Origin of the sequence: Pantoea sp. Pa-EAmG (genome assembly GCF_030024295.1) — a bacterium.
GTDB lineage: Bacteria > Pseudomonadota > Gammaproteobacteria > Enterobacterales > Enterobacteriaceae > Pantoea > Pantoea dispersa.
This window is the reverse complement of the sequence record NZ_JASEWO010000141.1, coordinates 1-12,533: the sequence shown is the minus strand read 5'-3', so window position 1 is coordinate 12,533 and position 12,533 is coordinate 1. Positions and strand designations below refer to the sequence as shown.

General features: G+C 59.2%; 9 protein-coding genes. 2 read left to right on the top strand and 7 right to left on the bottom strand.

What is annotated here, in order from left to right; translation table 11 throughout:
* The 3 genes from araH to QMM04_RS16810 form a co-directional block, all read right to left on the bottom strand.
* Positions 1-925: L-arabinose ABC transporter permease AraH (araH, locus tag QMM04_RS16820; protein WP_282996574.1), on the bottom strand; the 925-nt coding region annotated here is incomplete at its 3' end.
* Between the two features lie 17 nt (positions 926-942).
* Positions 943-2,463 carry an L-arabinose ABC transporter ATP-binding protein AraG gene (gene araG / locus QMM04_RS16815; RefSeq protein ID WP_021506178.1) on the bottom strand — a complete coding sequence of 507 codons (1,521 nt, stop codon included), beginning with the start codon at positions 2,461-2,463 and terminating at the stop codon, positions 943-945.
* Positions 2,464-2,637: 174 nt separating this feature from the next.
* Positions 2,638-3,621 carry an arabinose ABC transporter substrate-binding protein gene (locus tag QMM04_RS16810; protein ID WP_021506179.1) on the bottom strand — a complete coding sequence of 328 codons (984 nt, stop codon included), beginning with the start codon at positions 3,619-3,621 and terminating at the stop codon, positions 2,638-2,640.
* Between the two features lie 366 nt (positions 3,622-3,987).
* Between QMM04_RS16810 and QMM04_RS16805 the strand changes: the two genes are divergently transcribed.
* The gene (locus tag QMM04_RS16805) at positions 3,988-5,673 is read left to right on the top strand and encodes a ribulokinase (protein WP_282996573.1); all 1,686 of its coding nucleotides are present in this window, start codon (positions 3,988-3,990) and stop codon (positions 5,671-5,673) included.
* Between the two features lie 11 nt (positions 5,674-5,684).
* The gene (araA, locus tag QMM04_RS16800) at positions 5,685-7,175 is read left to right on the top strand and encodes an L-arabinose isomerase (protein WP_021506181.1); all 1,491 of its coding nucleotides are present in this window, start codon (positions 5,685-5,687) and stop codon (positions 7,173-7,175) included.
* A 460-nt stretch (positions 7,176-7,635) separates the two neighbouring features.
* On the opposite strand, the gene yjfF is transcribed toward araA, so the two are convergent.
* Genes yjfF through ytfQ form a run of 4 tightly spaced genes read right to left on the bottom strand, consistent with a single transcriptional unit; the run spans position 7,636 to position 12,159 of the window.
* Positions 7,636-8,622 carry a galactofuranose ABC transporter, permease protein YjfF gene (gene yjfF, locus QMM04_RS16795; protein WP_021506182.1) on the bottom strand — a complete coding sequence of 329 codons (987 nt, stop codon included), beginning with the start codon at positions 8,620-8,622 and terminating at the stop codon, positions 7,636-7,638.
* The gene (gene ytfT, locus QMM04_RS16790; RefSeq protein WP_058758461.1) at positions 8,619-9,635 is read right to left on the bottom strand and encodes a galactofuranose ABC transporter, ATP-binding protein YtfT; all 1,017 of its coding nucleotides are present in this window, start codon (positions 9,633-9,635) and stop codon (positions 8,619-8,621) included. Before ytfT ends, yjfF begins: the two co-directional genes overlap by 4 nt.
* Positions 9,628-11,148, bottom strand: a complete 1,521-nt coding sequence (locus QMM04_RS16785; protein WP_282996572.1) for a sugar ABC transporter ATP-binding protein — start codon at positions 11,146-11,148, stop codon at positions 9,628-9,630. The genes ytfT and QMM04_RS16785 overlap by 8 nt, the downstream gene beginning before the upstream one ends.
* 54 nt (positions 11,149-11,202) lie before the next feature.
* A complete protein-coding gene (gene ytfQ, locus QMM04_RS16780; protein ID WP_021506185.1) occupies positions 11,203-12,159 on the bottom strand; it encodes a galactofuranose ABC transporter, galactofuranose-binding protein YtfQ in 957 nt (318 codons plus the stop codon).
* Positions 12,160-12,533: the final 374 nt, after the last annotated feature.

The window sequence follows — 12,533 nt, the reverse complement described above, 5'->3', positions numbered from 1 at the left end:
CGCGCACCACATACTGTGAGAATGGCGAGATATTCAATAAATTCATCGCATTCTCGACGGTACCCAGAATCAGTACCCCGGCGACCACGTAGGAGATCTTGCCAATACCGCCCTTCAGCGACACGCCGCCCAGCACGCAGGCGGAGATAACGATCAGCTCATAACCGAGCGAGGTCATCGGCTGACCGCTGGTCATGCGTGAAGCCAGGATAATGCCGGCCGCCGCTGATACCAGCCCGGAAAGGATAAAGATGATGATGCGCGTGCGCACCACCGGCACCCCGGCCAGCCGCGCCGCTTCCTCATTGCCACCAATCGCCAGCGTGTTGCGGCCAAAGGTGGTTTTGTTCAGCAGGAAACCGAACACGATCATGGTGGCGATGGTCAGCCAGATCGGTGCCGGCACGCCCAGCCAGTTGGCGTAGCCGAGGGTGAAAAAGCGCTCATCCTCAATCCCCACCGCTTTACCGTCGGAGAAGATATAGGCCAGGCCGCGCACAATCTGCATGGTCGCCAGCGTGGTGATCAGCGCGTTAATTTTGAGGCGCGCAATCACGAAGCCGTTAACGAAGCCGGTGGCCATACCGAGCAGCAGGCCGGCGGCGACGCCGATCCACAGGCTTTCGGTCATGTTGATCACCACGGCGGTGACGACGCCAGCGCAGGCAATCACCGACGCTACCGACAGGTCGAAATCGCCGGAGGCGAGGCAGAACAGCATGCCGCACGCCACCATGCCGGACATCGACATCGCCAGGCCCAGCCCTTTCATGTTGATAAAGGTGCCAAAATTAGGCACAAAGATGGCGCAGACGATAAACAGCAGCGCAAACACCACCAGCATGCCGAAGTTGTCCCAGATGCGCCCGAGCTGCAGGCCACTGCGCTGCACCGGTGGCGTATTGGACGTGGTAGATGAAGCCATTTTTACTCTCCTTTACCTCAGGCCACGGCGGCCGCTTGAGTGGTTTTCGGCATGGCCAGGCTCAGCGTCAGCTGCTCCGTGGCGGCGTCGTGGGGCAGTTCACCGGCAATCTCACCTTCGCGCATCACTACGATGCGGTCGGCCAGTCCCATCACTTCGGGCAGATCGCTGGAGGCAAACAGCACCGCGATCCCTTTGTTCGCCAGCTGATAAATCAGGTTATAGATTTCATGTTTGGCACCAACATCAATGCCGCGCGTCGGTTCGTCGAGCAGGATCACGTTCATCTCCTCCGACAGCCAGCGGCCCAGAATTGCCTTCTGCTGGTTGCCACCGGACAGATTCATGATCAGCTGATGCGCGCCCGGCGTTTTGATGTTCAGCGAGCGAATGTGGTGGTCCGCGTTTTTCGCTTCCCAGCCCGGCTTGATCAGACAGCCGGCACTCAGGTTGTGGCGGCGCGCGCTGATATTGATGTTTTCGCGCACCGAGTGCACCGGGATGATGCCTTCGGCTTTGCGATCTTCCGGGCACAGCATGATACCGGCGCGGATGGCATCAATCGGTTCGCGGATGTTGAGCTGCTTACCGTCCAGCGTGACCGTGCCTGCGCGCAGCCGGGTGGCACCAAACAGCCCTTTCATCAGTTCGCTGCGGCCGGCACCGACCAGTCCAAACAGACCGACAATTTCTCCGGCGCGCACCGTCAGCGATATCGGCATCCGCACGCCTTTCGCTTCCACCTGGTCCAGCTGCAGACGCACGGGCCCCAGCTCACGTGGCGCGTAGCCATAGATATCTCCGAGATTGCGTCCGACCATCGCCTCCACCAGATCGTCATGGTGGGTATTGGCCATATCCGTGAAGGTACGCACGTAGCGCCCATCCTTAAACACGGTGATGGCATCGCTCAGCGCGAAAATTTCTTCCATGCGATGCGACACGTACAGCACCACCCGACCCTGTTCGCGCAGCTGGCGAATCACGCGGAACAGATGCTCAATTTCGCGCGCCGACAGCGAACTGGTCGGCTCATCAAAAGCGATGATGCGCGCGTTGCGCGCCAGCGCTTTAGCGATTTCGACCATCTGCCACTGGCCGAGCGACAGGTATTTCAGCGGCATGTCGGGGTCGATATCCATGCCAAGATTTTTCAGCTGCAGACCGGCTTCGTAGCGCAGCAGCTTGCGATTAACCAGCCCGCGCTTGTGCGGCAGCTGGCCAAGATAGATGTTCTCCGCCACGCTCATTTCCGGTACCAGATGCAGCTCCTGGTAAATGATCGCTACACCGGCATCCAGCGCATCAACGGTATTGCTGAAGCTTTTCGCTGTGCCTTTGATGCGGATTTCGCCGCCGCTGGGCTGATAGCTGCCGCTGAGGATTTTCAGCAGCGTGGATTTGCCCGCGCCGTTTTCTCCCATCAGCGCGTGCACTTCACCGGCGCGGCACTGAAAAGAGATATCCTGCAGCGCTTTCACGCCAGGGAAGGTTTTGCTGATGCCATGAAATGACAGAAATGCTGGATCCGTGTTCATGGGAACTCCTGAGCCTCCATGTTTCGCACCGTAGCGGCGTTGGCTGCGCACATTTACCCCGGTCACTGACCTCAGTAAGCTCCCGGGGATAAACGTGTTTGCCGCCTTGCTACAGCACGAACTATGCCGGCTGCCTGTTAATTAACATCACATTGAGGACGGCTTAAAACCGACTTACATCAGCCCTTTCTTCGCCAGCTCGGTTTTGAAGTTGTCGCGGGTGATCAGCACCACGTCGGTCACTTCGGTGAATTTCGCTGGCTCCTGTCCTTTGGTCACCCAGTTGTAGAGCATTTCGCTGCTCTTATAGCCGTGCACGTCCGGGCTCGGCAGCAGGGAACCGTAGAAGCCGGTTGGCGCGCCTTTTGACAGCTCGCTTACCGCATCCACGCCGTTGATGCCGATGCCGATCACGTCCGGTGCCTTGAAGCCCTGGCCTTCGGTGGCGCGCACGCCGCCCAGCACGGTGTTGTCGTTCATGCCGACAATCAGCCAGTGCTTCACTTCCGGATGCTGCACCAGCAGCGAGTTACCGGCGTCAAACGCGCCCGGGATATCGTTGGATTTGGTCGGCACCTGATAAATCTGCTTCTCCGGGAAGCCGGCGGCTTTCAGCGCGGCCATCGAACCACCGGTGCGGCGGCGCGCGGTATCCAGTTCGTTAGCGGTAATCGCCATGACGGCGGTTTGCTTCACATCCCAGCCGCGTTTCTGCATCTCTTTGTACAGCTCCTGGCCCTGACGCTCGCCGATTTTGGTCGCTGCCATCATCACCAGCGGTACGGTATCCATCGGCTTGCCTTTGGCGGTGACAAACTGGTCGTCCACGGCAATCACTTTCAGGTCATAGCTGCGTGCTTTGGCGACGATAGCCGAGCCCAGCTTGGGATCCGGGGTACAGATGACAAAGCCTTTGGCGCCGCTCGCCGCCAGGCTATCGATAGCGTTCAGGGTTTTTTCACCGTCCGGCACGGCAATTTTGATCACTTCAAAGCCGAGATCTTTGCCGGCCTTATCGGCGAATTTCCACTCGGTCTGGAACCAGGGTTCCTCCGGCTGTTTGACGAGAAAACCGAGCTTCATGGTCTCGGCGATAGCGGATTGTGACATAAGCGCGGCGAGGCCTGCGGCCGCCAGTGCTTTAGTGAATTTATGCATGATGCTCTCCGGCACAATGGTGTTTTATCGCTGTTAATAACGAATCGGTGTAAACGCTACCAATCAGATTTCACGTTCGGGTACAGCGCAAAATCAGCGCGTTAGCTCAAAGGTTGTACAAAGGCTGTGCAAACGCTGGGCTAGTTGTAGCGGGAAAAGCGCGGAAAAATGTAGAGCGGTATCACATCCCAAAACGATGACTAAATCCTCCATATATTCAGCAAAATTAACCGGACATTAACTTTTGCTGTCGATCACACAACCCCGCCGATGACAGAAAAGTGCATATTCTCAGCCGCTGATGACTAACCGCCGCCCGCGCCCCATTCCAGGATAGAGCGAGACAACTCACACAGGAGAATCCCGATGAGCGCGGGAGCCATAACAATTGGGCTGGATTTCGGCAGTGACTCGGTACGGGCGCTGGCCGTGGAGTGCCACAGCGGTAAAGAGCTGGAAAAGGCGGTGGTCAACTATCCGCGCTGGGCAAAGGGTGAATTCTGCGATGCCCACGCCAACCGCTTTCGTCATCATCCTCAGGATTATATTGATGCGCTGGAGCAGGCGATCGTCAGCGTGGTGCAGGCGTTAAGTCCGGCGCAGCGCGCCGCGGTGGTGGGTATTGGCGTCGATTCTACCGGCTCGACGCCGGCCCCCATCGATCGCGACGGCAACGTCCTCGCGCTGCGTCCGGAATTCGCCAGCAATCCCAACGCCATGTTTGTGCTGTGGAAAGATCACACCGCCATAGAAGAAGCCGAAGAGATCAACCGCCTGTGCCGCAGCGGCCAGTTCACCGACTATACCCGCTACATCGGCGGCGTTTACTCCTCCGAATGGTTCTGGGCCAAAATTTTGCACGTGTCGCGTGCCGATGCCGCGGTGCGAGAGGCGGCGGTTTCGTGGGTAGAACTGTGCGACTGGGTGCCCGCGCTGCTGAGCGGTACAACCGCACCGGCCGATCTGCGGCGCGGACGCTGCGCCGCCGGGCACAAATCATTGTGGCATCCGGAGTGGCAGGGTTTACCGCCGGCGGCGTTCTTTCGCGCGCTCGATCCCATGCTGGTGGAACAGCTCGATTCGCCGCTGTTCACCGACACTTACACGGCCGATGTGCCGGTCGGCACGCTGTCGGGCGAATGGGCGCAGCGCCTCGGGCTGTCAGAACAGGTGGTGCTGTCCGGTGGCGCCTTTGACTGCCACATGGGCGCGGTTGGCGCGGGCGCACAGCCGTACACGCTGGTGAAAGTCATCGGCACCTCGACCTGCGACATCCTGATCGCCGACAGCGAACAGGTGGGCGATCGCGCGATCAAAGGCATCTGCGGTCAGGTCGACGGCAGCGTGATGCCGGGCGCCATCGGCTGTGAAGCCGGACAATCGGCGTTCGGCGACATCTATGCCTGGTTCAGTCGCCTGCTCGGCTGGCCCTTACAGCAGGCGGCGCAGCGCCATCCTGAATTACAGCCGCAGCTGGCCGCGCTGCAGCAGGATTTGATCCGCCAGCTGACCGACGCCTGGGCGGCAAATCCGCAACTCGATCACCTGCCGGTGGTGCTGGACTGGTTTAACGGTCGCCGCACGCCGGACGCCAACCAGCGCCTGAAAGGCGTGATTACCGACCTCAACCTCGGCACCGATGCGCCAGCGCTGTTCGGTGGCCTGATTGCCGCCACCGCCTTTGGCGCGCGCGCCATCATGGAGTGCTTCGAGCAGCAGCAGATTCCGGTGCAGAACATCCTGACGCTCGGTGGCATTGCGCGCAAATCCCCTGCCATCATGCAGGCCTGCTGCGATGTGATGAACCGGCCGCTGGACATTGTCGCTTCCGATGAGTGCTGTGCGCTGGGCGCGGCGATTTTTGCCGCCGTTGCCGCCGGCGTTTACCCCGATGTGCCGGCGGCGCAGCAGGTGATGGCCAGTCCGATTGCCGTCACCCTGCAGCCGGACAGCCAGCGCGTGGCGACTTATCAGCAGCTTTATCAACGTTATCAACACTGGTGCCAGGCGGCTGAACCGCAGTACGCCGCGCGCGCCGCATCCGCTAAGTAAAGGAGCGATGAATGGAACAGAAAGTCTGGTTTGTGATTGGTACACAGCATCTCTACGGAGCGGAAACCCTGCGCCAGGTTGAGCAGCATGCGCGCCAGGTGATGGACGGCCTGAACCAGGCCGGTACGCTGCCGGTGCCGCTTGAGCTGAAGCCGCTGGTGAAATCACCGGATGAAGCGCTTGCGCTGTGCCGCGAGGCCAATCACGACAGTCAGTGCGTCGGTATCATTACCTGGCTGCACACCTTTTCGCCGGCAAAAATGTGGATTGGCGGACTGAGTATTTTGCATAAACCGCTGCTGCAGTTTCATACCCAGTTCAATGCGGAAATTCCGTGGGACAGCATGGACATGGACTTCATGAACCTGAACCAGACCGCGCACGGCGGCCGTGAGTTCGGCTTCATTGGCGCGCGCATGGGTCTGCAGCACAGCGTAGTGACCGGTCACTGGCAGGATAAAACCAGCCAGCAGCGTATCGCGCGCTGGATCAATGCCGCGCTGGCGAAGCAGGCCAGCCAGCAGCTGAAAGTGGCGCGCTTCGGTGACAATATGCGCGAAGTGGCGGTCACCGAAGGCGATAAAGTGGCAGCGCAGATTCAGTTTGGCTATGCGGTTAACGGCTGGGGCGTCGGCGATCTGGTTGAGGTGGTGAACAGCGTCAGCGACGGTGATGTCAACGCGCTGGTCGACGAATATGAGAGCCAGTATCTGTTCAGCGCAGCGGCGTCTGTAAACGGCGACAAGCGGCAGAATGTGCTGGATGCCGCTCGCATCGAACTGGGCCTGAAGCGCTTCCTCGATAGCGAAGGCTGTAAAGCCTTTACCACCAATTTCCAGACGCTGCACGGCATGACCCAGCTGCCCGGTCTGGCGGTTCAGCGCCTGATGGCTCAGGGCTACGGTTTCGCTGGTGAAGGCGACTGGAAAACTGCCGCGCTGCTGCACATTCTGAAAGTGCAGGCCGGCACGCGCGCCGGCGGCACCTCGTTTATGGAGGATTACACCTACCACTTCGCGCCGGGCAACGAGCTGGTACTGGGCTCGCACATGCTGGAAGTGTGCCCGTCGATCGCCAAAGAGGAGAAGCCGCTGATTGATGTGCAGTTCCTCGGCATTGGCGGTAAAGCCGATCCGGCGCGTCTGATTTTCTCGACGCCGGCGGGTCGCGCGGTGAACGCCAGCGTCATCGACATGGGCGATCGCTTCCGTCTGCTGGTCAACGTGGTCGATACCATTGAACAGCCGCAGGCGCTGCCGAAGCTGCCGGTGGCACGTGCGCTGTGGCGCGCACAGCCTTCGCTGGCCACCGCTTCTGAAGCGTGGATCCTGGCGGGCGGCGCACACCATACGGTGTTCAGCCAGGCGCTGGATGTCGAGGACATGTACCTGTACGGTGAACTGCACGGCATTGAAGTGCTGGTGATTGATGACGAGACGCGCCTGCCGGCCTTCAAAGATGCGCTGCGCTGGAACGATGCGTACTACCGCCTGAAACGTTAATAGCCTGAAATGTTGAAGCAAGCCGCGAGGGTATCGCGGCTTTTTTTATGGCTTAAAACGTGCGGTCCAGTCAACAACGGCAGGCGTTACGTAAAGCCAGCGTGAATACCTCCCTGTCGCCCCGGCCGCCGCATCCCTGCGGCGTACGCTTTACTCCACTGCCCGCCTTTATTTCCTTCATATACGTGTGCTGCGAGTAGTCAGGTTTAAACGCCGCGCAGCGCATAAATGACAGCGATGAACAACTTAACTGTCCCATCAAGGCCAGCCCGAATAGCAAAGCGTCCGCGCCAGGGATGGCGCGGCCGATCGGCATGGATGCGGGGTTTCTTTGCGATCGGGCTGGCCTTGATGGGGCCGGGCACCCAATTAATAGCAACCCCACCCAACATCCACGAATCAGGGCATAAAAAAAGGTGCGCTAGTTTGCGCACCTCTTAAAAGACACATGCGATCACAACTAAGACGTTAAACGCTTAACCGGCGCGTTCTGCTGGCGGTCCCACATCACTGTCAGCAGACGCTGCAGCGCAATAAAGGCAAACAGCAGGATACCAATGGCGATTTTGGTCCACCACGAACTCAGCGTGCCGTCGAAGTTAATCCATGTCTGAATCAACCCCTGAATCAGCACCCCAAACAGCGTGCCCAGCACCGTACCGACGCCACCCGACAGCAGCGTGCCACCAATCACCACCGAAGCAATGGCATCCAGCTCGACGCCCAGCCCGGCCAGCGCGTAGCCGGCCGAGGTGTAAATGGAAAATACGATGCCTGCCAGCGTCGCCAGCGTGGTCGACAGCATATAAATCTTAATCGTGGTGGCGCGCGTCGACACGCCCATCAGCTGAGCCGACGTCAGATTGCCGCCAATGGCGTACACCTGATTACCGAAGCGCGTACGGTGCGCCAGCAGAATGCCCCCCGCTACCACCACCAGCATAATCACCGCCAGCAGGCTGAGACGTCCGCCGCCCGGAATTTTCCACGCCAGGCTCGACAACGTGGTATACAGCGGATGATCGATAGGAATCGAGTTCTCCGACACCAGATAGCTGCAGCCGCGCAGGAAAAACATCCCGGCGAGCGTGATGATAAAGGCCGGGATTTTTAACGCATCAATTAGCCAGCCCATCATGGCACCAAACAGCGCGCCTGCCGCCAGAATCAGCGCAAAGGCCAGCAGCGGGTCGACATGGTAGTCGCCGATGATGCGCGCCAGGAACACGCCGGTGAAGGCGATCACCGCGCCAACGGACAGATCGATGCCGCCGGACAAAATCACAAACGTCATGCCAACGGCGATGATGCCGAGAAACGCATTATCCGTGAGGATGTTGCAAATCACCCGCGTTGAGGCAAAGCCGGGAAACTGGCTGAGGCAGAACAGATAGCCCGCGACAAACACCAGCAGGGTAATCATTAACGGTAAATGACGCTTGATCATGGTTTACGTCTCCCCTTCAGCATGGCGATAAAGCGCGGCGACTGCAGCAGCAGTACGCACATCACCACTACCGCTTTCACCACCTGGTTCAGCTCCGGCGGAAAACCTGACAGCAGGATGCCGGTATTCATTGACTGGATAATCAGCGCACCAACCAGCGACAGCACCAGGTTAAAACGCCCGCCCATCAGTGAGGCGCCACCAATCACCACCGCCAGAATGGCGTCCAGCTCCAGCCACAACCCGGCATTGTTGGCATCGGCACCGCGAATATCAGCGGCGACAATCAGCCCGGCTACCGCCGCACACACGCCGCTGATGGCGTAGGTGGACATCACCACCAGCCAGCCGGTCACTCCGGCATTGCGCGCCGCACGCAGGTTGATGCCTACCGCTTCGATGAACAGGCCAAGCGCGGTTTTGCGCGTCAGCAGCCACACCGCCACGGCCACCAGCAGGGTAATCCACACCGGTACCGGCAGCAGCCACAGCGAACCGCTGCCAAACCACGCGAGGCTGTCACTGTTAAAGGTGACGATCTGTCCCTGGGTGATCAGCTGCGCGATGCCGCGCCCGGCCACCATCAGAATCAGCGTGGCGACAAACGGCTGAATCTTCAGCAGCGCTACCAGCACGCCGTTCCACAGGCCGCACAGCAGCCCGGTGCCGAGCGTGGCCAGAATAATAAAACTCAGGCTGTGCCCCGCCACCGTCAGCGTCGCCGCCGTCGCGCCGGCAATCGCCATCACCGCGCCTACCGACAGATCGATCCCGCCGGTGGCGATCACCAGCGTCATACCAATCGCCAGCAGCGCCACCGGTGCGGCGCGGTTGAGAATGTCAATCGGGCTGCCGAATAACCGCCCGTCCTGAATGTGAATAGCAAAAAAGTTATTCGCCACCAGGCTGTCGATCAGCAGCACCAGAATCAGCGCGACGATCTGCGGCATGCCCGGCGGCAGCTTCGGCTTCCGCCGTTCCGGTTTTTCGTGTGTCATAGGCGATTCAAGCATGTTGTGCTCCTCCGTCCGCGATGGCGTTGACGATCGACGCCACCGACAGCTGCTCCAGCGGAATTTCGGCGACCTGCTTCAGATCGCGCATAATCAGCACGCGATCGGCATAGCCCACCAGCTCTTCCAGTTCAGAGGAGATGACCAGCAGCGCCAGTCCGTCGGCGCACAGGGATTCAATCAGCCGAATGATCTCGGCGTGGGCACCCACGTCGATACCGCGCGTCGGCTCATCCAGAATCAGAAACTGTGGTTTAGTCACCAGCCAGCGTGACAGCAGCACCTTCTGCTGGTTGCCACCCGACAGCAGCTCCACCGGCTGGTCGGCGTGCGGCGTGCGAATACCCAGGCTCTTGATAAAACGCTCGGCTATCGCCTGCTGCTCACGGCGTTTGATCGGCCGCAGCCAGCCACGCTGCGCCTGCAGCGCCAGAATGATGTTTTCCCGCACCGAGGCCGCGCCGATGATGCCGTCAGTTTTACGATCTTCCGGGCAGAAGCCCATGCCGAGACGTGAGGCTTTGGCCGGCGTGCGGATGTGCTGCACTTTACCTTTGATGGTGGCGGTACCGCGATCGGCGCGGCGGATGCCAAACAGCACCTCGGCGGTCTCGGTGCGCCCGGAGCCGAGCAGCCCGGCCAGCCCCACCACTTCGCCCGGCCGTACCTGCAGGCTAAACGGTTCAATGGTGCCTTTCTTGCCGTAATCCTCAAACGACACCACCGGCTGATTGCTGCGTAACGTGCTGCCCTGGCGCTGCAGTGCGGTTTCCAGCAGCTCTCGCCCCAGCATCAGCTTGATCAGCTCAATCTGCGGCAGCGAGGCGGTGTCCCGCGTGGCGATAAACTGGCCGTTGCGCAGTACGGTAATCCGGTCGGTAATACGGTACACCTGGTCGAGAAAGTGGGTGACGAAAATCAGACTCATGCCTTTGGCTTTCAGCTGCGCCATCAGGGTAAACAGCATCTCCACTTCGCTGGCATCAAGGCTGGCAGTTGGTTCATCCAGAATCAGTACCTGCGCGGAGAGATCGACTGCGCGGCAGATCGCAATGATCTGCTGCATCGCCACCGAGTAGTAGCCGAGCGGACGCGTCACATCCAGCGCGAAGCCGTAGTTGCGCATCAGCGCATCGGCGTCGCGCACCATGCGCTTGCGATCGATCATGCCGAAGCGGCGCGGCTCGCGGCCAATGTAGAGGTTATCCGCCACCGACATATTCGGCAGCAGATTCACTTCCTGATAAACGGTGCCAATGCCCATCTGCTGCGCATCGGCGGTACTGTGCGGCGCAATCACCGCGCCGTTGAGGGTGATGGTGCCGGCATCCCGCGTGTAGACGCCGGTCAGCACTTTAATCAGGGTCGATTTCCCCGCGCCGTTCTCACCCAGCAGCGCCATGATTTCGCCCTTGCGGATGCTGAACGACACGTTATCCAGCGCTTTGACGCCGGGAAAGCCTTTGCTGATGCCGTTGAGGCTCAGCAGGGGTGTTTCATCGTAGCTGCTCATCAGATTCTGCCTCGCTTACGTCATAAAAACCGCCCCGAAGGGCGGTTGCGGGGATCAGTAACCCATGCCTTTTTTCTTATCCAGCTCCGCCTGAGCGTCAGCCGGTAAGAACAGTTTTGATTCGGTTTTGATGATTTTCGGCGGCAGCGTGCCGTCTTTTTTGAATTTCTCCAGCGCGTCAAACGCCGGGCCAGCCATGTCCGGCGTCAGCTCAACGTTGGCGTTGGCCTCGCCGGCCAGCATCGCTTTATAGATATCCGGCACGCCATCAATCGAACCGGTGAGAATATCTTTGCCCGGTTTCAGGCCGGCTTCTTTAATTGCCTGGATGGCGCCGATCGCCATGTCATCGTTATGCGCATACACCATGCAGATGTTTTTGCCGTTGTTCTCGGCTTTGATGAAGCTCTCCATCACCTCTTTACCCTTACTGCGGGTAAAGTCACCGGACTGCGAGCGAATCACTTTGATGTTGTTGTGGCCGGCGATGGCTTCGGCAAAGCCTTTCTTACGGTCGATCGCCACGCTGGCACCGACGGTACCCTGCAGTTCCACCACGTTACACTGCTTGTCACCGACGGTTTTCACCAGCCAGTCACCAATCAGTTTGCCTTCCAGCACGTTGTCGGCCGTCACCACCGCCATGTACAGCGATTTATCTTTCACCACGATGGCGCGGTCCAGCAGGAACACCGGGATTTTGGCGTCTTTGGCCTCTTCCAGCACCGGTTCCCAGCCAGTCTGTACCACTGGCGCGATGAAGATGGCGTCAACGCCCTGAGCGATAAACGAGCGCACCGCTTTGATCTGGTTCTCCTGCTTCTGCTGACCATCGGCAATTTTCAGGGTGATACCGCGCTTTTGCGCTTCACTTTTTGCCACGTTGGTTTCGGCAGAACGCCAGCCGGATTCAGAACCGACCTGCGAGAAGCCCACCGTCATGTCGGCAGCCAGAACCGATGTGCTGAGTGCGGCGCTGACCATGGTGGTCAAGAGTAAACGTTTCCACATAATTTTCATTCCTCTGAAGGGAGTGTGCTGTAGGGGTACAAACGCGCTTCAAGCCTGGCGCAATTGCGCTAAAACAAGCGCGACACACCTCACAAAACAGAATGAATTAAAGGGGTTACGCGTATCAGCGTGTCAGACAGCTGACTCAGCTTATGGACAAAACGCCTGAACTTTATGTCAGCGGAGGTTAAATAACTGTAATAAACAGAAGCGGTTATGACCGCAGGCACTGGAAACGATTACAACGGACGCGTAAAGAATGGTTATTCATGTGGGCGGCAGGCAATGTTCTGTTTTGTGATAGTTCGCACACTTGCGATTTGACGTTTCATCACAGCTGCACCCTTGTGCGTCACCCGTTACCGATAAATCGC

Bases quoted from the DNA above. Each gene is read 5' to 3' on its own strand.
- ytfQ (WP_021506185.1), bottom strand. From the start codon at position 12,159: ATGTGGAAACGTTTACTCTTGACCACCATGGTCAGCGCCGCACTCAGC.
- ytfT (WP_058758461.1), bottom strand. From the start codon at position 9,635: ATGCTTGAATCGCCTATGACACACGAAAAACCGGAACGGCGGAAGCCG.
- QMM04_RS16785 (WP_282996572.1), bottom strand. From the start codon at position 11,148: ATGAGCAGCTACGATGAAACACCCCTGCTGAGCCTCAACGGCATCAGC.
- yjfF (WP_021506182.1), bottom strand. From the start codon at position 8,622: ATGATCAAGCGTCATTTACCGTTAATGATTACCCTGCTGGTGTTTGTC.
- QMM04_RS16810 (WP_021506179.1), bottom strand. From the start codon at position 3,621: ATGCATAAATTCACTAAAGCACTGGCGGCCGCAGGCCTCGCCGCGCTT.
- araG (WP_021506178.1), bottom strand. From the start codon at position 2,463: ATGAACACGGATCCAGCATTTCTGTCATTTCATGGCATCAGCAAAACC.
- araA (WP_021506181.1), top strand. From the start codon at position 5,685: ATGGAACAGAAAGTCTGGTTTGTGATTGGTACACAGCATCTCTACGGA.
- QMM04_RS16805 (WP_282996573.1), top strand. From the start codon at position 3,988: ATGAGCGCGGGAGCCATAACAATTGGGCTGGATTTCGGCAGTGACTCG.